Genomic DNA, 21968 nt, shown 5'->3' with positions numbered 1-21968 from the left:
TAACCTCTATGACAGGAACCTGGGCGTCCGCCTCGTCCTTGTACGCCGTCCATCCGGGACGTGCTACCGGCAAGCCGGGCGGAGGCCTTGCCGCAATTGGTGGCACTCGGTGTCGCGAACTGGGACGAAGACCCAGCTCGAGCCGCCCCGAGCCGCCCATCTCAGGAGAGTTTTCATGACCTCAGCGACCATTCCTGGTCTTCACGATGGCACCGCGCCCACCGAGCACAAGGAACTGCTTGCCTGGGTACAGGAGGTCGCAGAACTCACCCAGCCCGACCGCGTGGTCTGGGTCGACGGTTCCGAGGAAGAGGCGGTGCGCCTCTCCGAGCAGCTCGTCGCGGCCGGCACGTTCAAGAAGCTGAACGAGCAGAAGAAGCCGAACTCGTACCTCGCCCTCTCCGATCCCTCCGATGTCGCGCGTGTCGAATCCCGCACGTACATCTGCTCGCGCAAGGAATCCGACGCCGGCCCGACCAATAACTGGGTCGAGCCCTCCGAGATGCGCGCCACCATGACCGAGCTATACCGCGGCTCCATGAAGGGCCGCACCATGTACGTGGTGCCCTTCTGCATGGGCCCGCTCGGCGCGGAAGACCCCAAGCTGGGCGTGGAGCTCACCGACTCCGAGTACGTCGTCGTGTCCATGCGCGTGATGACCCGCGCCGGCTCGGCCGCGCTGGAGAAGCTCGGCACCGACCGCCCGTTCGTGAAGGCCCTGCACTCCGTCGGCGCGCCGCTCGCCGAGGGCCAGGCCGATGTGCCGTGGCCGTGCAACGACACCAAGTACATCACCCACTTCCCCGAAGACCGTGAGATCTGGTCCTACGGTTCGGGTTACGGCGGCAACGCGCTGCTGGGCAAGAAGTGCTACTCGCTGCGCATCGCGTCGGCCATGGCCCACGACGAGGGCTGGCTGGCCGAGCACATGCTCATCCTCAAGCTGATCTCGCCGGAGAACAAGGCCTACTACGTGGCCGCCGCGTTCCCGTCGGCCTGTGGCAAGACCAACCTCGCCATGATCCAGCCGACCATTCCGGGCTGGCGCGCCGAAACCCTCGGCGACGACATCGCGTGGATGCGTTTCGGCAAGGACGGGCAGCTCTACGCCGTCAACCCGGAGTTCGGTTTCTTCGGCGTCGCGCCGGGCACCAACCACAGCTCCAACCCCAATGCGATGGCCACCATCGACGCGGGCAACACGGTCTACACCAATGTGGCGCTCACCGATGACGGCGACGTGTGGTGGGAGGGCCTCGAGGGCCGCCCCGATCACCTCATCGACTGGAAGGGCAACGACTGGTTCGAGCGGGAGTCGGAGACGCTTGCCGCGCACCCGAACTCGCGCTACTGCACCCCGATGTCGCAGTGCCCCACCCTGGCTCCCGAATGGGACGACCCGCAGGGCGTGCCGATCTCGGCCATCCTGTTCGGCGGTCGCCGCAAGACCACCGTCCCGCTGGTGACCGAATCCTTCGACTGGCAGCACGGCGTGTTCATGGGCGCGACGCTCTCCTCCGAGCAGACCGCCGCCGCCGAGGGCAAGGTCGGCACCGTCCGCCGCGACCCGATGGCCATGCTCCCGTTCATGGGCTACCACGTGGGCGACTACCTGGGCCACTGGGTGAACCTCGGCAAGAACGCCGACGCGAACAAGCTGCCGAAGATCTTCTACGTCAACTGGTTCCGTCGCGGCGACGACGGCCGCTTCCTGTGGCCCGGATTCGGTGAGAACTCCCGCGTGCTGGAGTGGATCGTCGGCCGCATCGAAGGCAGCGCCGACGCCACCGCCACCCCGATCGGCAATGTCCCCACCGCCGCCCACCTCGACCTCGAGGGCCTGGACGTGGTGCCCGCCGATGTCGACGAGGCCCTGAAGGTCAATGTCGAGGAGTGGAAGCGCGAGATCCCGCTCATCGAGGAGTGGTTCGAGTTCATCGGCGACAAGCTCCCCTCGGGCGTGCGCGACGAGTTCGAAGCCCTGAAGGAGCGCCTGGCCTGACGGCTGGTCTCCGAAGCCTTTGAAACGGCCCGCCCGCACCTTTCCGGTGCGGGCGGGCCGTTTTTTCTAGGTGGGATTCAGCGTCGGGCGGAGCCGCGACCTCGTTCACCCGAATGCCATGGGCGGCAAGCTCGGCCGACAACGCCACCGTGAGCGCCCGGACCCCGCCCTTGGAGGCCAGTGCGGCGCTGGCCGGGAAATCAACCGATCGCGTGGGACAGCAGCACCGTGGTGATATTGACGATCGGCCCCGCCCCGGCCCTGTTCGATCATGCGGCGCACCGCCGCCTGGGTGACCAGATAGGTGCCGCGCAGGGGACTCCTCGAGGATCGACCGTCCCCATGCTGACCGAACTGGTCGTCGAATTGATCTCCGCCGGTGAGGGAGTCGGCGTCCTCCCATCCTGGGTCGTCGCGCCCTTCACCGCCCGCGGCGAGGTATCCACGGTACGAATCGGCCCCCGAGGCGAAACCCGACCCTGGTACGCCGGAACCCGCCCCGACGAGGACCGCCCCCACGTCCTCGACTTCATCGCCCTCCTCCACGCCCACTTCGCCCCCGCACTCCGGTGAGGGAGCTCTGGTGGTGGGAAATCGGGCGAATTCGCGCAACCAGTGCTCCCTGATCTTGTGAATCCACCCGTGGGTGGAGGGGGGCCGTGCCGAGGGTGGTGGTTGGGGAGGGGCCGCGGGCGGAGCCTGGGGGGATGGACATCGTTGATCTGCTTGTGCGGGTGGCCGGTTGGAGCATTCAGGCGGTCGGGTGGGTGTGGCTGGGGACCGCGGTGTGGTTCGCGGCGCGGCGGGCGGGGTCGCTGTGGGAGCGGGTGCGGCATTTTCTGTCCACGTTCCTGCCGGAGCCCGGGATGATTGTCGGGATCGTGGTGCTCATCGTGGTGGTGTATGCGCTGCCGAGGTCGCTGTGGGAGCCGGTGAGCTGGAGTTCACGCGTGCTGATCGCGGTGGGCTCGGTGCTGGTGGTGCTGTCGGCGGCCTTGATGGTGTGGGCGCGGTTGGCGCTCGGGGCCATGTGGGCGGGACGGCCGCTGATTCAGGAGGAGCACGAATTGCGGACGGATGGGCCGTATCGCTGGGTGCGGCATCCGATCTACACCGGGATTCTCGGGACGATGATCGGGCTCACGCTCATGGTGGGATTCGGTGCGGCCCTGGTGATTCTGGTGTTCGTGGTCGGGTGGCTGCTGTGGCGGGTGCGGGTCGAGGACCGCATGCTGATCGCCACCTTCGGCCGGAGTTATGAGGAGTATCGGGCCGCGGTGCCCGCGCTGGTTCCACAGTTCCGGCCGCTCGCCCGGCAGCGAGTCTCGCCGGGCGGAGAGTAGTGCTCGATATGAGAAATGGCCCGCCCGTACCGGTTTCGGTGCGAGCGGGCCATTCTCGTTCGGGCCTACATGCCCATCGGCATGAGGAGGGACTTCTGCTCGCAGTAGGCGTCCAGGCCCTCGGGGCCGTTCTCGCGGCCGATGCCGGAGGTCTTGTAACCGCCGAAGGGGGCACACGGATCGAAGGCGTACCAGTTGATGGCGTAGGTGCCGGTCCGCACGCGGGAGGCCACGGCGGCGCCGTGCTCGATATCGGTGGTCCAGACGGAACCGGCCAGGCCGTAGTCGCTGTCATTGGCGATGGCGACGGCCTCCTCCTCGGTGTCGTACGGGAGGACCGACAGGACGGGGCCGAAGATCTCCTCGCGGGCGATCGTCATGGTGTTTGTGACATCCGCGAAGACGGTGGGCTCGAGGTACCAGCCGGGCAGATCGCCCGGACGGTTGCCACCGGTTAGCAGGCGGGCGCCTTCGTCCTTGCCCTTGGCGATATAGCCCTCGACTCGTTCGCGCTGCGCCCGCGAGATGAGCGGGCCGAGTTGTGCGGCCGGATCGCTCGGCAGGCCGACGGGGAAGGCGCGCACGGATTCCAGTAGCGCGTCGAGGATTTCGTCGTAGCGCGAGCGCGGGGCGAGAATACGGGTCTGCGCGACACACGCCTGGCCGCTGTTCATGAGTCCCGCGAAGGCGAGCTTCGGCATTTCCGCGATATCCATGTCGGGCAACAGGATCGCGGCCGACTTGCCACCCAATTCGAGGGAACAGCGCTTGAGCTGACCGCCCGCGATGGCCGCGATCTTGCGGCCGACCGCGGTGCTGCCGGTGAAGGTCACCTTGTCCACACCCGGATGGGAGACAAGGTATTCCGCGACCTCGGCCTCGGCGGGCAGCACCGACAGCACGCCTTCCGGCAGCCCGGCCTCGGCGAAGAGATCGGCGAGAATATTGGCCGCGAGGGGAGTCAGCGGCGCGGGCTTGAGCACGATCGTGCAACCGGCCAGCAGCGCGGGCGCGAGCTTGTTGACGGCCAGGAACAGCGGCACATTCCACGCGATGACGGCGGCGACCACGCCGATCGGCTCCCGCGACACCCGGGTGGTGCCGAAGAGCCCGGTGCGAGTCTCGGTCCAGGGGAAGGACTTTCCGAGCCCGGCGTAGAAGTCGAGGGTGGCGCGCGCGGGCACGTAGTTGAGGGTGCCGGCGGCCATGGCCGGTGCGCCCATTTCCGCGGAGAGGGCGGCGGTGAGGTCGCCCGCCTTCTGGTCGAGCAGCTGCACGACGCGGGCGAGCAGCTCGGCGCGCTCCTCGGGCGGGGTGGACGGCCAGGGTCCGTGATCGAAGGCCTGCCGGGCCGCGGTGACCGCGGCGTCGACATCGGCGCGGGTCGGGTTGGGGACACTGCCGACGGTTTCGAGGGTGGCGGGCGAGACGACGGTGATGGTGTCGGTGCCGGCGGGCGCGGTCCAGCGGCCGCCGATGAACAGACTCTGGTACTCCATGTAGAACACGTTACAGTTTTGCCGTTGACCTGTCTGGATCCTTGTTGGGACTGGTGTCCCGGTGAGTGGACTTTTTTGCAAAGGCGCCGTCGGGCGCGGTTGTAATTCGATTTGCCCGCGGGTGGCTTATGCTCTGGAGAGCTCTCGCTACACCGCTGTTCTGCCGGTTGCTTTCAATTAGCTCAATTAGCTTTGAAAGGTAGACGTATGGGCATGCCCGATGTGGACATCGATAGTTTCATTCTCCCGGAATTAACCGGACTCGCTTCGATGCCCGCCAGTACTCCGATGCAGCGGGCTGCGAGCCAGTTGCAGAAGGTGCTGCCGCCCGGCTGGCGGGTGGAGGTGGTCGAGGCTCCGCGTCCGTCCGATCGTCAGGGACTGCCCGTACTGCGTCTGGTCATGGCCGACCTCTGAGTTTCGGCCAGAAGTGCAGGGGTGCAAGTGGTTCCGCACACCTCGGGCTAACTCATGGCATCGTGCCGAATCGAATTCCGACCTGTCGGTTCGCTTTTCGCTGAACGCACTATTGCATTCCGCACGCGCAACGAGCATGCTTTATAGCTATCGTGGATAGCTCGCTCGGAACATGAATCGATACCGCGCAGGGGAGTCGGAGTCATGGCGGTGCAAGTGGTCGGGTGTTCGCTGATGACCAGCGATCTCACCCCGCATCAGGCGAAAAGCGTGGGCATCGGCGGGTGGGTGGTGTCCTTTCTACCCGGCCGCACCCTCACCACCGAGCAGGCGACCGCCGCCTTGCAAGCGGCCGAAGCGGTAGCTGCGGTCAATGCCCTGGCCTGTCAGGTCGGGCTGACCGCGCTGGAGACGGTGGGGTTGGCAACCCAGGAGTCACCTTGGGGCGAACCCGACAGGCACGACGGTTTACGCCGATTCTGGCGTCGCGGCCGCCTCGAACGCTGACTTCGTCGCGACCACCACCAGATTGCTGACCAGCAGCTCCCGCAACCCGGGCACATGCACCATCCACCACGCCCACCTCGGGTGATACCGCGGAAACACCGCCAATACCTCCACCGCGTCCGGCGTCTCGCGCGCCCAGCGCATGCCGTCCGCCGCGCGCACCGCGAACAGTGACTTCCCGAACCGATTCTTCGGTTCCTTCCCCTGCTTGCGCCGATACCGCCGCGCCGCGAACTCCCCGCCCAGGTAATGCCACGGCCCGGTCTCATGCCCGCCGAACGGCCCATGCCACACGGTGTACGAGAACACCATCAGCCCACCCGGTTTGGTCACTCGCAGCATTTCATCGGCCATCACCCACGGCCGCGGCACATGTTCGGCCACATTCGACGAAATGCAGACCTCGACGGCATCGTCCCGGAACGGCAGCGCCATCCCCGACCCGCGCACCGAACCGGCGACCCGCAACCCCGCCGCATGCATCTCCGAGGGATCCGGCTCGACCGGCACATACCGTGCGCCCACCCGCCCGAACTCATCCGCGAAATACCCCGGCCCGCCACCCACATCCAGCACGATGGTCCCGCGCAGCGATTGCCCGGTCAGGTCCGCATAGAAATCGCTCACCAGATCAGCGGTGTCGACCGCCACCCCGCCGTAGAACAAGGCCGGATCCGTCTGCTCGAACCGAAAACTCCCCAGCAACCGCAGCGATCGCCGCAAAGTCGCCCGACGCGCAAACCGCGGCCGCCGCCCCGCAGCTCGCAACCCCATCCACTCGGCTCGAAACACGGCGGCCAGTCTCGCACAGCAACCCGCCCGTGGCACCCCCGGTCGGCCCTGCCTCTCAACCTCGCACCCCTGGTCCGGCGAGTCGGGCCGACCCGCTTGCCATCTACCTGCCCGCACGGCGTCGCGGTCCGGCCCCACCCCGCCTCGCGGCCGGACCGCAGCGTCGCAGGAGATTCCGGCCTGGATCATCGCGACTCGGCACCCGGATCGCGCTGTTCACCTGTGTTGCCCGGTGAGTGAAGAGCGCACTCGTGGATCGGTCGATGGGTGGCCGGACGCTACCAGGTGTGATGCCATGCGGCGCGGGTGGGAAGAACAGGTCGTGTGACCGCTGATGGCCCCGGGAGCGGGCTCTGGCTATATTGTGGAGCCCACTTGTCTGTCCTCCCCTGAAAACGTGACCTTGGAGATTTGCCCGTGCGTGAAGTGCTGCTGCTGTGCTGGCGCGACACCGGGCATCCACAGGGTGGGGGAAGTGAGCGGTATCTGGAGCAGGTCGGGGCGCAATTGGCGGCTCGGGGTGTGAAGGTCACGCTGCGGACCGCGCGGTATCCCGGAGCGGCCGAGCGGGAGTCGGTCGACGGGATCGAGATCAGTCGCGGGGGTGGGCCGTACACCGTTTATCCGCGGGCGCTGGCCGCGATGCTGCTCGGGCGGATCGGGATCGGGCCCTTGCGGGGGCTGCGGCCGGATGCGGTGATCGATACGCAGAATGGGATTCCGTTCTTCGCGCGCATGGCCACGCCCGCGCCGACGGTGGTGCTGGTGCATCACGGGCATCGGGAGCAGTGGCCGGTCGCGGGGAAACTGGTCGGGCGGATCGGGTGGTGGATCGAATCCCGGCTGTCACCGCTCGTGCACAGGCGCAATCAGTATTTGACGGTGTCGCTGCCGTCGGCGGAGGAGTTGGCCGTGCTCGGCGTGGCCGGGACGCGAGTCGCGGTGGTGCGCAATGGCGCCGAACCGGTGCCCGCGCACCTGCCCGCGGGGGACGACGCCACCCGCACCGCGCATCCGAGCATTGTGGTGCTGTCGCGGCTGGTGCCGCACAAGCAGATCGAGGATGCCATGGCGGTCGTCGCCGGGCTGCGCGGCCGCATTCCCGGCCTGCACCTCGACGTCATCGGTGACGGCTGGTGGGCGGGCAATCTGCGCACGCACGCCCGCGAACTCGGCATCGCCGATGCCGTCACCTTCCACGGTCACGTCGATGAGCACCGCAAACACGAACTCCTCGCCCGCGCCTGGGTACATGTGCTGCCCTCCCGCAAGGAAGGCTGGGGACTGGCGGTCATCGAGGCGGCGCAGCACGGCGTGCCCACGGTCGGCTATCGCAGTTCGCGCGGCCTCACCGACTCGATCGTGGACGGCGTTACCGGCGTGCTGGTCGACGACGCCGCGCAATTGACCGAAGCCGTCGGCGATCTACTCGACGACCGGGAAGCCCGCACCGTACTGGGCGAGAAGGCCCGCGCCCGGGCGCGTGAATTCTCTTGGGAGCAAACCGGAAACGGCGTTTTCGACGTGCTCTCGGCAGTCTCCCGCGGAGAGCGAATTTCCGGACTCGTCTCCGGCGCGCCCGTCGAAATGTAGTCTCACCCTTGTGTGGATCATCGCCGTCATCGCCGTGGTGAGCGCAATCCTGATCGCCATCGGCTTCGCATTGGGCTTCCCCAAAGACTGACCGCCGCAAGGATTCCGCCGCCCAGCAGCCCCGCCCACACCGCATGCGCTGCCCCGGAAACCCACCGCGCCGCCGCCGAAGCCTCCCGCACGCCGACTTCACCCGGCACCCGGTACAGCCGCAAGTCACCGCCCGAATACACGGAATTCAACTGCGCCAGAGTATTTTTCGACTCCCCCACCGGCCCCGGCGTCCCACCCTCGACCAGCACCCAACCAACTCCGAGGTCAGCCAACTCCTGCGCCGACCCACCCCGCAATAAAACCTGCTCAACCTCCCGAGCCCGCCCACCTTCCCCGGACACGCTCCCCCCACGCACCGGCAATTCCCCAGTCTGCAAAACATCATTCGGCAGCATCCGAGGCGCCGGATCCAACACCGGCGCACTCCCCGCCCACCGAAACTTCCTGAACATCCCACCCGGCAACACGGCCACATCCCCCGGCCCATCCACAGCCGCCGCCACCCCTTCCCACCCCGCCGGATACCGCACCGCCCGAACCGAACCCCCAACCCCCCACCCCAAATCCGGCAGCGCCACCAGCAGCAGGACAATGAAAACCGCTGCGACACCCCCGGTTCGAACCGCCCCCGCCCCGACCGATTCCCGCTCGCCGGTCCGCGCGATGGCGGCATCCGAACCCGCATTGTCATCACGAGGCCGAGCCGCGACCCAGCCTGCCGCCGCATTCGCCCCCGGCTCGACATTCTGCTGGGCGACGGTCCGCGCCTCCGGAGCCGATCGCTGCTCGCCGGTCTGGGTGACGGCAGTATCCAAAGCTTCGCCGTCATCGCGAGTTCGGGCTGCGAGCCAGTCGGCCACCGCTCGACATCCCGCCGCCGCGCACAGCGCGTACGCGGGCATCGCCAGCGCGACATACTTCTGCGTATCCCGGAGCAGCCCCGCTCCCGGCACCTTCGTTACCAGGAATTCCCCGGCCGAAAGCCCCCACCCCGTCGCGCCCAGGGCGGGCAGCACCACCGCGACCACGGCCAGCGCAAGCAGCACTCGGCGACTATGGCGGGCGCCTCCATCGACTGTGCCGGAAGTGAAGTCGCTCGAAGACACATCCTCGTCGACACGCGCACCGCTACCAGTGCCTGCTCCACCGCTGGGGCCGCTGCCACCGCCGTCCCGGGTTTCGCCGTCGTCGCTGGTCGTGGTGCCGCCATCTCGCCCGCCGACACTGCCGGATTCGAGGCGGATGTCTCGGCCCTCGCCGCTGCCGGTAGCCCCGATTACCGCGCGCAGGCCGGTTGCGACCAGGCCGAGCAGCAGAGCTGTACCGACGAGCGCGAAAAAGGTTGTGCGCGAATCGGGTACCGCTGTGCTGTTCCAGATTCCACCCAATCCGGCAAGGCTGCAGAGGGTTCCGAGCCAGGGTTCGGCGCGGGCTGCGAAGGCGGCTATGCCCGCTGGGTCGGAGGGTTCTGCGCCTGCGCCGGACAGGATGGTCGCGGTCAACCAGGGTGCGGATGCCGCGATCCACAATGCCACTGTCCACGGTAGGTTCCGGCGGCCCACCAGTGGCAGGGCTACGAATCCCGCAAGCAGTGACCCGGTCGGCGTCAGTCCGGCTGCGGCGAGGCACCCACCCAGGGCTGCCCAGATCTCCCACCTGCGGCCGGAGGTCACGGTGCCGGGCGTCGGTTGCGGCAGGGTGGATTCGGTTGAACGAGCTGTTCCCGGGCGGGGCCGCGCATACTCGCCGGAACGGGCGGGCGCGGAGTGGGCGGTGGTGCGTAAGCGGTTGGCCAGCAGGGCTATCCAGGGTAGGGCGGCGTAGCCGGTGAGGAGGCTCCAATGGCCTTGGAGGAGGCGTTCCGCGACGTAGGGGTTCCAGATGGCGACGGTCGAGGCGACCAGTTGGGGGCCGAGGGATACGCCGAGGAGTTCGCGGGAGAGGGAAGCCGCGCCCCAGCCTGCCAGCCAGATCGCTGCCACCAGAATGGTTTTCACGAGGAGGCCGCCGTCGATCAGCGGTGACAGGGTGGCGATCAACGCATCCTGTGGGACTGCGCGCGGGGCGGCATCTCCCAGGCCGAGGGCGGAATCGGTGAGGTAGGAGCGCGGGGTGCTGACCGCATCTCGGAGCAGTAGGTAGCCGCGTCCGAGTAGCGGGCCGGTCACCAGCAGGGCCAGCGCCAGGCTGTACCCCACGGGTGCCGGTCCGGCCCATCGCCGTTCCCGACCCTGCGTGTTCACACCGGCACCCTATGTTCCGCTCGCCCCGAAACCGGGGACCCTCGAATCGCTTTCGTTCCCGTTCCGCGCACCGCGCAGCGCCAGGGCCGTGATGACCAGCGTGGTGACGGCGACCGTCACCGTCGCGATGATGATCAGCGTGGTCACCGAATGCGCGCAGGTCAGCATGACCGCGACCCCGACACCCAGCCCGAGCCAGGTGATGGTGGCCGGAGCCGTGCGATCCGCGGCAATGGCGGAGAGCAGCGCCCCTTGCAGGATTGCCAGCAGCGCCCCGTCGAGCGCGAACAGCCACAGCAGTCCCTCGATCGGCGCGTAATCCTGCCCGGCGAACAATGGCGCGAGCGGTGCCGCGACGGCCGCTCCGACTACCGCGACCGCGCCGATCGACAGCAGTACCGCCAGCGCGGACCGCACCGCCTGCGCGGAATGCTGCGGCTGCGCCATCCGTGGATACAGCACCACGCCCACCGCCTGCGGCAGCCAGAACGCGATCTTGGCGGCGATCGCGCCCAGTGCGTACCGCCCGGCGTCGTTCTCGCTGAGCACGATTCGCGCCACCAGCAGATCCGCCGAGGACAAGGCCATCAAGGCCGCCTGCACCTGTGCCGCCCGGAATACCGGCAGCACCCCGACCCCGCCCGCGTACTCCCGTTCGGCGTGCGGCGAATGCGCCTCGAGCCGATCGACGGTCCGTCGCGCCGCGATCGCCGCGATCGCGATACCGGCCGCCGCCGCCCACAATGCCGGAGCCGTCCCCCCACCCAGTGCGAGCACCACCAGCGCCGGTGTCACCCGGGCGATCCCCGCCCCGCCCAGCACCATGGCCAGCTCCCGGAACCGGCTGCGCCCCTGCAGGATTCCCTGCTCACCCGACAGCAGCACCAGTATCGGCGCGGCACACAGCGCCGCCGCCGAGGCGACAATCCCCACCTTGAACACCGCACTGATGACCGGCACCAGGGGCACCGCCACCACCGCGACCAGCCCCGCACACCGCAATGCCAGCCCCCGCGCCGCAGCGACACTCGCCCCGCGCACGACCTCCCGCGCCACCACGTTCTGCAATGCCAGCGCGGGCACCGCGCACAGCAACTGCACCGCCAGCAGACTCGCGAACGGGCTGTACCCGGCCACCCCCAGCCATCGACTGGCCAGCAATTGCAGCAGATACCCCGCCACATTCGCCGTCATGGCCCCCGCCGTAACCAACGTCAGGTCCGCGACCACGGGCAGACGGCGTACAACGGACACGCCCGCAATGCTCCCACCCACCCCCGCCCATTCCCCCATCGCACCCCTCACCGCCCCGAATCGAGCTCCCACACCCGGCCCCGCAGATCCATGCACTCGTGAATCGCGAGGACAGGCGACTACGACGGCCCGATCGCACCGGCTCCGATCAGCCCTTGCCTATCAGTGGTGAGGGAGCAACTGTGGCGATGAATAGGCCCGTTTCCCGCCATGAGTGCTCCCTCGGCGAATAGCAGGGCCCGGGAATGCGAGCGGCCCCGCACCTTTCGCAGGTGCGGGGCCGCTCAGTCAGCTGGGGATCGTCAGGGTTTCTTGTCCATGTCGATCTGCTGGGTCTTGAACTGCTCGGTGGGGGCGTCGGCGAACGGGTCGCGGCCGCCGGGGGCCGGGCCACCGGCGGGGGCGGCGCGGCGGACCGGGGTGCGGCCATTGCCGGAACCGCCGAGCAGGCCGATGACGACGCCGGCGATCAGGGCGATGGCACCGATGATGCCGAGCAGGATCGGGAGGGTGCGGCCGTACAGGGACAGCTTGTCCATGTTCTCCTTGGCCACGGAGATCTGCGACTCGATGGTGTTCTCGTCGAAGACCAGGGTGGACTGCAGGGCGTTCACCTCGGGCTTGTCACCCTGGCGGGCGTAGTAGAGGTGCAGCTGCTCGCCGCCCTTGATGACCGTGCCGGTCTCCGGCTCGATCCACAGGTCGCGGGTGTTGGTGTACCAGCGCGCCATGGTGATGTCGCCCTCGCCTTCCACGCCCCACTTGGCGGCCGGGAAGGTGAGCTTATTGGTGGCCGAGTTGGCGACCGTGGAGAGATCGGTGGCCGGAATGGTCTGCTGGAAGTGGTAGACCTTCAGGTTGTTGATCTCGGACTCGTCGACGTAGTTGATATCGAACGTCTTACGGGCATTGAGATCGAAGTACGGGTAGTTCTTCTTCTCGGTGCCGATCGGGAAGCGGTACTGCAGACCGGTGTGCTGCACGGCGTCCATGACGGACTGGCCGCTCTTGTCCACGGTGACGGCGATCGACCCATTGGGGCCGCCGTCGACCGAGTCCACCGGCATACCGTTCTTGCGATCCAGGGTCACCCGGTCGATGGTGGCGGTGAGCAGGCCGGTGTCGCCCTGCTTATCGATGCGCCGCAGGGTCTGACCGGCCTGAACCGTCAGTTCCGAGGCGTTCGCCGGATCTTCGATGGTGACGAAGCGCTGCGAGACGAGTTGAACGTTCTGATCCACCTTGGCCGAGCCGGGGCCGGTCAGCGACTTGGAGTCCAAGACCTCGCTGGGCTTGCTCGGGTCGCTGGTCGCGACGGTGGTGATCTCCAGGTCCAACGGTGTTTTCGCGAGGCGGCTGACCGTATAGGTGGGGATCAGGATGGCGGCGACGAGCAGCATCGCACCCAGCCCTACGAGCAGGCAGGCCACCGTCCGTCTGGTACCGGCACTCAGTGCCATGCAGGTTCTCCTCGTCGTCCGAACAGGTCGTTCCGTGAGTGCTGTGGTCGCCGCACAGCATTCGTGAGCCCCGACACTAACAGTCCGAAGCCGCGCGGGGTCGCCCCGAGGCCGGAAAACATGACGAAACGCCCGCAAGTCAAACGCGGGGTGCTCACATCGAGGTCGACAAGGCAAACTGTTCCCCGATGACCGCGACCCTCCCCAAACCCTCCGGCACCCCGGAGACCACCCTCGATGAAGGTTCCGGACGCCGCCCGGGCGGCTTCGTTCCGGCGCTCGAGGGCATGCGCGCCCTGGCCGCGCTCGGGGTGGTCATCACCCACGTTGCCTTCCAGACCGGCGCGACCTCGCACCCCATTCTCGGGCGGGTGTGGGAGCGATTCGATATGGCGGTCGCCGTCTTCTTCGCACTCTCCGGATTCCTGCTGTGGCGACCGCACGCCGCCGCCGCGCGCGGACGCGGCATGGCACCCAGGGCCGGACGCTATCTCCTGCATCGCGCGGCCCGCATCCTGCCCGCCTATTGGGTGGTCGTCTTCGCGGTCCTGATCCTGCTGCCGAACGCGGCGCACACCGCAAGCTTCCGCGTGTGGCTGGCGAACCTGGGCTTCGGACAGATCTACGTGCCCTACACGCTGACCGACGGCCTCACCCAAATGTGGAGCCTGGCCGTGGAAGTGGCCTTCTATGTGGTGCTTCCGCTGCTGGCGTTCAGCCTGGTGTGGTTGCGCGGACCGCGGGCGCACTGGCGGGTGCCCGTCGTACTGGGTATGGGCCTGGTGTTCCTGGGCTGGAACCTCCTGCCCGTCCCGACCCAGGAGGGCATCCATGCCGACAATTGGCTGCCCGGCTATATCCCGTGGTTCGCGACCGGCATGCTGCTGGCCGAACTGGTCGAACTCATCGATCCGCGGCGCTCGTCCCGCGAGCTGCCGCGCTGGCATCGCGTGGCCGGAAATCGGTGGCTGATGTGGCCTTTGGCGGCGATCGCCATGCTGGTGTCCACGACTGACCTGGCGGGTCCGGCCGGTCTCACCCACGGTCAGCCTTGGCAGTACGTGATCAAGATGACGCTGGGCGCGGTGCTCGGTTTCGGCCTGCTGGCCCCGCTGGTGCTGCGCCCCGATATTCGCCATCCCTGGCTGGAGAGCCGCGTCGCCGCCACGCTGGGCCGCTGGTCCTACGGAATCTTCATGTGGCACTTGGCCGTACTGTCCATTATTTTCCCGGTCTTCGGAATCATCCCGTTCCGAGGCCATTTCATCCTCGTCTACCTGCTGACGGTCGCCTTCACCCTGCCCTTGGCCGCCGCCAGCTTCGCTCTGATCGAGGAACCGGTTCGGGTCTGGACCCGCCGCCGCTTCGGCTGATACTCAGCGCCGCCGGGCCGGAAGCGCCGCGATACCCAGCGCGACAATCGCCACCAGCGCCGGGAACTGCGCCCACAGCGACCCACCCATATACCCGTAGGGCGACCGCCACGGACCGGTCGACAAGGCCGCCGCACACAGCGCGGTCCCGCCGCCCCCGATCCACACCAGGATTCGAGGCGAAGCGAACACCCGGAACCGGACCGCGACGAGTCCTAGTGCGGCGAGCACGATTCCGGTGGGCCCACCGATCAGCCCGGCGGCGACGGTGAGCCCGGCCATGCCGAGGGTCCGGCTGTGCCAGGTTCGCGGCGGCTCACTGCCGGTGGTTCCTTCGTCGGGTGCGGCGGCAAGCAGGCCGGAATCGTCCGTTCCGGTAGTTCCCTCGGCAGGTGCGGCGTCGAGAAGGTTGGATCCGTCCGAGTCGCCTTCGATCGCACCGCTTCCGCCGCCTCGAGGCTTGCGCACTGTCCGCCACAGACGCGTCAGGCTGCCCCGGAAGGCCAGTCCCATCAGGGGGATCAGGAGCAATAGCCCGCCGAATATGGCCAGCCGGTACCAGCGATCGGCAGGGAATCCGACGGTGATCGGACCCTGGGTGCCCGGCGGCAGCAGCCATGCCTGCTGCCAGCCATTGATCACCACGGGTCGCAGTGTGTGCCCGTCGGCGGTCTCGGCCCGCCACCCGACATTCGTGCTCAGTGGCAGCACCAGCAGTCGCGTGCCCGGCGCGGCTCGCACGTCTGCCCGTTGTGTCGCGGCGTCCACCTGATTCGGTTGCGTGCCGGGCTCCGAATTCGCAAGGTCGGGACCCGCACCGCCGGAGCCGATTTCGCCCGAGCCGAGACCGGCCGCGCCGGGACCGGTAGCCCCCGGCGTGGTATCGGCGGTAGCGGGGCGCGATCCCCCTGGACCGGCGGCAGCCCGCCCGGCGGGTGTCCCGGTCCGATCGAGGCGCAGCTCATCCACGGTGAACAGTTCGGTGGGTGCAGCGACCACGTCCACGCGGCCGTTCGGCAGGTCGAAGGTGAAGGCATCGTTCGCGCCACCGCTCGGGGTGCTGTTTCCGGCGTGCGGGCCGGTGTTTCCCGTGCTGTCCGCCGATTCGGTCGCGGAATCGGCGGGCGTGGTTTCGGCCGCGCAGATCCGGGCGGGAAGCGGTGCGTCGGAACGCAATTCGGCGGCGGTGCCGGTGACCGTGGTGCGCAGGGTGCGGCCCGCGGCGGCGATGGTGGGGCCGTGGGCGCAGTCGATGGTGATGAGCCGGTCGGGTGAGGCGGGGGCCGGATAGTCCGGGCCGAGGACGTTCACTTCGGCCAGGCCGGGAGGTTGTTCCTGCGCGAAACCCAGTGCGGTGCGGTCCAATACCCCGTCCCAGGTTTGCAAGCTGAGCTCGATGCGGTCGGTGACGCGGGGGTGCAGGTCGATGCGGCTGGGCTTGCCGGATTCCGGGTCGACCTCGCGGACCTGCGGCCCGTCACCGAGATTCACCGAGACGGAGGTGGGGTGGGCGGGGAGGTCACCGCGTGAGGGCGTCACCTCGAGCCCGGTCACCAGCGTCGGTTCGGGCAGTTCGATGGTGAGGGTGGGTTTCGCGCCGGTGGGGTTGCGGACCGTGGTTTCGGGTGCGGTCCAGGAGGTTCGGGGGTCGCCGTCGGTGGCGGCGAGGGCCGAGCCGCGCGGGTCGGCGGTATCGGCCTGGCCGCGCGCGGTGGGGCGGGCCGGGTCGGTGAGCAGGGATTCGAGCGCCGGTCCGGGTCGGGTGCGGACGATGAGATCCGGTGTCACGGTGAGGAGCTGCGGCACCTGCAGGGTGCGTTCGAACGGGCCGGGCTCCTCGGCGGACAGGGCGAGGGCCTTACTGCATCGCACCCGGTCCGGGGAGTCGAAACAGGCGCTGCGGCCGGGGAATTCCTGGCCGAGTCGCCAGCCCTGTACCCGTGCGCCCGCCGCGGTGGCGGGCAGGACGGTGCGGTGCCGGATGTCCACGCGCTGCGGGTGCTCACGGTCGGCGTAGTCGTCGAGGGCGAGTTCGCTGATGCCGAATTGCCCACCGGCGCTACCGTTCTCGGTGCGCGCAGCGGTGATCTTGATCCAGTTTGTGCTCCCTGGCGGCAGCGAAATCGTCACCGGCGTACCGGGTTCGGTGATCCGCGCGGCCATGGTGCCCTTGGCGGTGGCGACCTCCAGCCACTTCACCGGACTGCCGATGGCCGCCGCGCTGGTGGTCAGCCGCAGCACCGCCGAGCTGATCGGCTTGTCCAGATCCAGCCGAAGCCACTGCCCCACAGCATGTTCGGTGCCATTGCTGACCCATGAGGTCGCCGGATCACCGTCCACCACGGCCGTGGTGGAGCTGCCGGGCGAGGCCCCGCCCAACTGGGTGGCGTCCGCGGCGGAACTGGAGACGGTGACGGTGGCCCCGGACCATTCGCCCTCGACCAGCTGCGCGCCGGGCACGGGATAATCGGGCACCAGATTGTGGGTGCGGCGGGCGTCGCCGGGTGCGCGCAGCGCCGAATTGTGGTTGTCCACGCGCCCGAAGTCGGATTCCCGATCCATGGGAGTGTCGGTGACGGTCACGGCATCCACGGGCAATCCGGCCTGTGCGGCATCGGAATCCATGAGCACCGGCCCACTCGGCGTGGCCGGGTCGCGGCGCAGGCGTTCCAGCACCTCGGCCCCGCCCTGAATGACGGGGACGCTGTCCAGCGGCACGGTGTACGCGCCCGGGAACGAGCCGGGCGCGCCTGCGCCACTGCGTACTTCGGCAGGCGTACCGAGTGGGTGCGCGGAGACGCGGTAGATCTCGATGGCCGGGTAGTCGGGTCGCAGATCCTCATCCGCGACCAGGCCTTCCACCTGCCCGGTCTCGACCGGTTCACCGAATTCCGCGACCTTGGTCAGTCCCGGTGATCCTTCGATGGCCTGATGCGCCAGCATCGGCCGCGTGGACCTCGAGGTCTCCGGGTCGAGATCATTGCGCAGCACCAGCACCCCGATGCCCTGATCGGTGAGTGTCGCCGCCAGACCCGCCGACGGCCGCCCATCGGAGATGAGCCGCTGCACCGAATCCATGGCCCGGATCGCGCCGGGCGGATTGAGCGGCACCGAATCCCGCACCGCCCAGGGCGTACTCGCGAGCGCCTGGATGGGCTCATCGCGGGTGAGCCCCCACACCTGACTGGCGAACGGCGCGCCCGGAACGATCAGCGCCCGCGTATCGGCGGCATTGTGCGCCAGCCAATCCGCCGTGTCCTGCCAATATCCGGGCACCTGCCCGTAATCCCCGCGCGGCGCGAGCTTCCCGGTCCAGGCCAGCGAGGTGGACAGGGTCAGCGCGGTCAGGATCAGCGCCCCCACCGCCACCATCCGATCGCGTTCCGGATGCGCGAAGGCCCTGCGCCACACCGGCATCGGCACCGAGCCGGGCAGCGGCACCCGGCTCAGCACCTGCGCCAGCCCGAGCACCAGCGGCAGCCGGATGAGCGGCTCCAGCTTATGCACATTCCGCAGCGGCGCGCCCCCGGAGTCCAGGAACATGCGCACCTGCTCGGCGAACGGCCCGCCCAACTGCCCCGCGTATCCCGCGCAGATCCCCACCAGTCCGACGCAGAGAATCAGCACCAGCCGCCCGCGCGCGGGCATCGATCGCAGGGCCAGCCCGGCCATCCCCGCCGCCGCGAGCAAACCCGTGGCCAGCACCGCCGCGGGCTGCGTGACCAGCACCGCCCCCGCGATCCGCTCCGGCGAAACGAACGGCGTCCAACTATCGGTCCCGCGCAGCACCTCCGCGAGCGAGGCCCACTGCGTCGTCACCCCCGACGACTCGATGAAGTCCAGGAACGGCGGACTCACCTTGCCCAGCAACAGCAGTGGCACCACCCACCAGAAGGTGCCCAGCATCAGCAGCGGAATCCACGCCCGAGTGAACCGCCACCACAACCGATTCGGCTTATACGAAATCCACCACAATGCCGCGGGCAGGAACGCCGCCGCCGTGGCAACCGCATTCACCGATCCCATCAGCGCCAGTGCCAGCGCACTTCCGGCGGGAGTCGCGGCACCACGCCACATCGATCCCGCGTCCGGAGTGGGCTCACCGCTCGAGCCCATCTGTGCGCCTGCGGCTGAATCGGATTCGCGGCTCGTATCGGGACCGGTGGTCCCGCCTCGCCGGTTCTTGATCGCTATGCCGAGGGCCGCCGGGGCGAGCAGCACCCAGGGTGCGAGGACCATCGGGAGCGTCTCGGAGGAGATCGAGCCGAGGGTGGTCAGGATGCGGGGTGACAGGGCGTAGGCGATGGCCGCGATCACGCGGGAGCCGCGGCTGCCGATGCCGAGGATTTCGCAGAGGCGAATGATCCCCCAGAAGCCCGCGAGCAGCAGCAATGCCCACCAGATGCGTTGGGTCACCCATGCGGGCAGTCCGAGGATGTGGCCGAGGGAGAAGAACGCGCCGTGCGGGAAGAAGTACCCGTAGGCCTGATTCTGGACCTGCCCCATCGGGGCTTGGCTGCTCCACAGGTGTGCGGCGCGGCCCAGGAATCCGAGCGGATTCTGGGCCAGGTCGTATTTGGTGTCCGCGACGGTTCGACCGGGAGCCTGCAGGAAGGTCAGCAGGAATGCGGCGATCACAGTGCCGAGCAGCCAGCGGCGGCCCAGCGGTGCGGTGTTCGGCGACCGGTCCTCGGCCGGACCGGTCGTCGCGGTCGGCGAGGTCTCGGGGTGGCGCGGGTCGGGGGTCAGCCGATCAGCGGGCGCCGTACTCAACGTTGTTGAGTAGCGACGATCCGGAGTCGCCGCTGCGGTCGATATCGGGACGCTTGTCCTGCGAAGCCGCCATCGTGATGACCAGCACCGCCGCCAGCCCGACCAGGGCTCCACCGACAGCGCTTGCTGCACCAGGAACGGCAAACTTCATCGCGGTACTCCCATACATCGACGCATGCGTAACTCGAGCCAACCTAGCAGGTTGCTCCCCGTTTGGTCGCAAGGCGCATACCGGATGCCCCGTAGTCGCGCTCGGGTTGTGCGCGGTGCCTTCCTATCGCGGGAGGGAACAGTGCAAACCGCCGAGGAAGGTGCGCAGCTTGGCGGTGGTTTCGTCGAGTTCGGCGCGCGGGTCCGAGGCCGCGACGATCCCGCCACCGCCGAAGGCGCGCAGGGACCGGCCGTCGGCCGAGAGTTCTGCGCATCGAATGGCCACCACCCATTCGCCGTCGCCGCGGTGGTCGCACCAGCCGACCGCGCCGCCATAGAAGCCGCGGTCCTCCTCCAGTTCGAGGATGGCGTCGAGGGCCAGGGCGGTGGGGGTGCCGCAGACGGCGGGTGTGGGATGTAGGAGAACCGCCAGGTCGAGGGCGGTGACGGCCGGATCGCGCAGGACACCGGTGATAGGTGTGGCGAGGTGCCACACCTCGGGGGTGCTCAGCAGTTCCGGGCCGTCGGGGATGGCGAGCTCGCTGCACACGGGCGTGAGCCGCTCACGAATCCAGTCGATGACGAACGCGTGTTCGTCGCGATTCTTGCTGCTGGCCAGCAATTCTCGCGCCTGTGCGGCATCCGCTTCGGGATCGCTGAGGCGAGGTACGGTGCCCGCGAGCGGGCGCAAGGTGATCCTCTCGCCGTGCCGGGCGACCAGCACTTCCGGAGTCGCGCCGAGCAGCGTGTCACCGGGGCGTCCGGCGGCGGTGAGGTCTACGGCGAACACACCGGCCCGGGGATGCCGCGTGACCAGGTGCGCGGCGATCACCTCGGGTTCCAGCGGGGCGTCCGCCTCGGCGAACAGTGAGCGGGCCGCCACCACCTTGCGCAGCGGCTGCTTCGGATCGCCGAGCCGCTCGACGAGCTTGGTGACGCGCGCGATGTGTTCTGCCGCGCTGGGCATTTCGGAGACGACCCGCACGTCCGGCAGTTCCGGGAGCGCCGCCGGACGCCACGGTCCTGCGGTGTGTTCGGCCTGCTCGGGGGCGACGAGTGCGGCGGGACGGCGGGGATCGAACGCCAGCGCGCCGACGATCAGTTCCGCGTCACCGCTGCGCAGCGCCGTATCGGCGGCCCGGGCGCTGTCGAACGCCGTGCGGGTGCCGGTGGTGCGTACGACGCCGTCGGGAGTCGCGAGCAGAAAGCCGTCCATGTCTCCCGAACCTAGTCCGCCGACTTGGGGGCGGAACGGGGGAGCGATGCAACTCTCAGATGCTCTGGATCACCCTCGCGCATGTCCTTCATATCCACCGCTGGCCCCAGTGTTGTTGCGCGGTCAGTGTTTTTCCGCGGGTTCGCGGCCCGGCGGCACCATGAGCACGGGCCGATGACAGTGCTTGAGCACGGCGTCGGCGACGCTGGAGTGCATGAGCGCCCGGATTCCGGTCGCGCCGCGAGTCCCGGCCACGATGATGTCCACATCCAGCTCGTCCGCCACTTCGACAATGGCGTTCCAGATGGTGGTGGTGCATTCCACCGTCCGAGCCTCGGCATTGAGACCGGCCAATTTGGCGAGGCGGACGCCTTCGGCATTGATATTGCGGGCGTCCACATAGGCGACGTCCTCGATATCCTCGTCCAGCTGCCATTCCGGCTGCATCACCCCGGACAGCCCGGACAGGCGCGCGGCCTGGCGCACCATGGGTTCCCAGGCGGTGAGGACCACGGCCCTGTTCGCGGCGAGGAACCGCCCGGCGTATTCCACCGCCCGGCGTGCGTTCTCGGACCCGTCGTAGGCGATCAGCATCAAATCGCACGGCATGACGTACCTCCTGGTAGGAACGCCTGTCTGACTCCTCGAGGTTACCCCGGAATCCGGCCGATACACGGACTTGACGTCTCCGGCCCTGTCGCGGGTTCTCCACAGTTCGCCAACGATTTACCCAAACAGGTGGTGTTCTGCGCGGTACCGGTTTTCACTGGCATTGGTCGGTTTGTCTCGCCGACGTTCGACATCGCCGTCGTTGGAGCTGGGCCCGAACGAGGGGTGGATTGTGCGGTTGGACGAGCTGACGACACCTCAGGAGTGGGCACGGGTGTACCGCTCCCTGTTCGGATTGCCGCATGTGCACGTCACCACACCCGGGTTCATAGTGCTGCCGCTGAACGACACCATCACCGCCTTGAATACGCCGGAACCGCTGGGGGCCTTGATAGCCGGGGAACTCACGGTGCGCGGCCTGCTCGGTCCCGTACTGGTGCGTGACCGCCCGCCGCGCCGAACTTTTCTGGCGGTGTTCGACGGCTATCCCTCCGAAGAATGCCTGGAAACCCTGGAGCGCAATAGCGTGGATATCGGACCACATCGCAGTAATGTCATCCTGCCCACCGGATTCGGCCGTCACACCCATGAGGGACGCTGGTGGGTGCGCGCACCTCAGCGCGACGAATCCCTGCCACTGCTTTCGGAAGTCGTGGCCGCCACCCAAGCGGTGCTGTGAGTTT

The 21968-nt window shown here is 68.4% G+C and carries 17 protein-coding genes; 8 read left to right on the top strand and 9 right to left on the bottom strand.

The window, feature by feature from the left end:
- Positions 1 to 175: 175 nt before the first annotated feature.
- From AB0N05_RS18700 to AB0N05_RS18690, 3 genes are all read left to right on the top strand, one after another.
- Entirely contained in the window at positions 176 to 2002 is a 1827-nt protein-coding gene (locus AB0N05_RS18700) for a phosphoenolpyruvate carboxykinase (GTP) (RefSeq protein WP_364695249.1), read from the top strand.
- Between the two features lie 237 nt (positions 2003 to 2239).
- Positions 2240 to 2575 carry a LysR substrate-binding domain-containing protein gene (locus AB0N05_RS18695; protein ID WP_364695246.1) on the top strand — a complete coding sequence of 112 codons (336 nt, stop codon included), beginning with the start codon at positions 2240 to 2242 and terminating at the stop codon, positions 2573 to 2575.
- A 134-nt stretch (positions 2576 to 2709) separates the two neighbouring features.
- On the top strand, positions 2710 to 3345 hold the full coding sequence (locus tag AB0N05_RS18690) for an isoprenylcysteine carboxylmethyltransferase family protein (protein ID WP_364695243.1): 636 nt from the start codon (positions 2710 to 2712) through the stop codon (positions 3343 to 3345).
- 65 nt (positions 3346 to 3410) lie between these two features.
- Here AB0N05_RS18690 and AB0N05_RS18685 read toward each other — a convergent pair whose 3' ends face one another.
- Positions 3411 to 4844, bottom strand: a complete 1434-nt coding sequence (locus AB0N05_RS18685; protein WP_364695241.1) for an aldehyde dehydrogenase — start codon at positions 4842 to 4844, stop codon at positions 3411 to 3413.
- 207 nt (positions 4845 to 5051) lie between these two features.
- On the opposite strand from AB0N05_RS18685, the gene AB0N05_RS18680 reads away from it, so the two are divergent.
- Both AB0N05_RS18680 and AB0N05_RS18675 read left to right on the top strand, forming a co-directional pair.
- Complete coding sequence (locus AB0N05_RS18680) at positions 5052 to 5261, top strand: hypothetical protein (RefSeq protein WP_364695238.1); 210 nt, start codon at positions 5052 to 5054, stop codon at positions 5259 to 5261.
- 204 nt (positions 5262 to 5465) lie between these two features.
- The gene (locus tag AB0N05_RS18675) at positions 5466 to 5768 is read left to right on the top strand and encodes a hypothetical protein (RefSeq protein WP_364695235.1); all 303 of its coding nucleotides are present in this window, start codon (positions 5466 to 5468) and stop codon (positions 5766 to 5768) included.
- Here AB0N05_RS18675 and AB0N05_RS18670 read toward each other — a convergent pair.
- Entirely contained in the window at positions 5730 to 6542 is an 813-nt protein-coding gene (locus tag AB0N05_RS18670; protein WP_364696467.1) for a class I SAM-dependent methyltransferase, read from the bottom strand. The two genes, AB0N05_RS18675 and AB0N05_RS18670, sit on opposite strands and share 39 nt — an antisense overlap.
- A 435-nt stretch (positions 6543 to 6977) precedes the next feature.
- Here AB0N05_RS18670 and AB0N05_RS18665 point away from each other — a divergent pair, with 435 nt between their 5' ends.
- Positions 6978 to 8153 (top strand): glycosyltransferase family 4 protein, encoded by a 1176-nt coding sequence (locus tag AB0N05_RS18665; protein WP_364695232.1) that lies wholly within the window; start codon positions 6978 to 6980, stop codon positions 8151 to 8153.
- A 26-nt stretch (positions 8154 to 8179) separates the two neighbouring features.
- Here AB0N05_RS18665 and AB0N05_RS18660 read toward each other — a convergent pair whose 3' ends face one another.
- From AB0N05_RS18660 to AB0N05_RS18650, 3 genes are all read right to left on the bottom strand, one after another.
- The gene (locus AB0N05_RS18660; protein ID WP_364695230.1) at positions 8180 to 10450 is read right to left on the bottom strand and encodes a hypothetical protein; all 2271 of its coding nucleotides are present in this window, start codon (positions 10448 to 10450) and stop codon (positions 8180 to 8182) included.
- A gap of 9 nt (positions 10451 to 10459) precedes the next feature.
- Positions 10460 to 11644, bottom strand: a complete 1185-nt coding sequence (locus tag AB0N05_RS18655) for a polysaccharide biosynthesis protein (RefSeq protein ID WP_364696464.1) — start codon at positions 11642 to 11644, stop codon at positions 10460 to 10462.
- A gap of 362 nt (positions 11645 to 12006) precedes the next feature.
- The gene (locus AB0N05_RS18650; protein WP_364695227.1) at positions 12007 to 13164 is read right to left on the bottom strand and encodes a DUF3068 domain-containing protein; all 1158 of its coding nucleotides are present in this window, start codon (positions 13162 to 13164) and stop codon (positions 12007 to 12009) included.
- Between the two features lie 188 nt (positions 13165 to 13352).
- On the opposite strand from AB0N05_RS18650, the gene AB0N05_RS18645 reads away from it, so the two are divergent.
- Entirely contained in the window at positions 13353 to 14537 is a 1185-nt protein-coding gene (locus tag AB0N05_RS18645) for an acyltransferase (RefSeq protein WP_364695224.1), read from the top strand.
- A 3-nt stretch (positions 14538 to 14540) separates the two neighbouring features.
- Here the strand turns inward: AB0N05_RS18645 and AB0N05_RS18640 are convergent, their stop codons facing one another.
- From AB0N05_RS18640 to AB0N05_RS18625, 4 genes are all read right to left on the bottom strand, one after another.
- Positions 14541 to 19202, bottom strand: coding sequence for an alpha-(1->3)-arabinofuranosyltransferase (locus tag AB0N05_RS18640; RefSeq protein WP_364696461.1), 4662 nt, complete (start codon positions 19200 to 19202; stop codon positions 14541 to 14543).
- Between the two features lie 88 nt (positions 19203 to 19290).
- Positions 19291 to 19461 (bottom strand): DUF2613 domain-containing protein, encoded by a 171-nt coding sequence (locus AB0N05_RS18635; protein WP_364695222.1) that lies wholly within the window; start codon positions 19459 to 19461, stop codon positions 19291 to 19293.
- Between the two features lie 123 nt (positions 19462 to 19584).
- Complete coding sequence (locus AB0N05_RS18630; protein ID WP_364695219.1) at positions 19585 to 20676, bottom strand: isochorismate synthase; 1092 nt, start codon at positions 20674 to 20676, stop codon at positions 19585 to 19587.
- Between the two features lie 123 nt (positions 20677 to 20799).
- Positions 20800 to 21285, bottom strand: coding sequence for a universal stress protein (locus AB0N05_RS18625; protein ID WP_364695216.1), 486 nt, complete (start codon positions 21283 to 21285; stop codon positions 20800 to 20802).
- 232 nt (positions 21286 to 21517) lie between these two features.
- Here AB0N05_RS18625 and AB0N05_RS18620 point away from each other — a divergent pair, with 232 nt between their 5' ends.
- A complete protein-coding gene (locus AB0N05_RS18620) occupies positions 21518 to 21964 on the top strand; it encodes a hypothetical protein (protein WP_364695213.1) in 447 nt (148 codons plus the stop codon).
- Positions 21965 to 21968 lie beyond the last annotated feature (4 nt).

Origin of the sequence: Nocardia sp. NPDC051030, from assembly GCF_040683015.1 — a bacterium.
GTDB lineage: Bacteria > Actinomycetota > Actinomycetes > Mycobacteriales > Mycobacteriaceae > Nocardia.
This window is presented reverse-complemented; position numbering and strand designations above follow the sequence as displayed.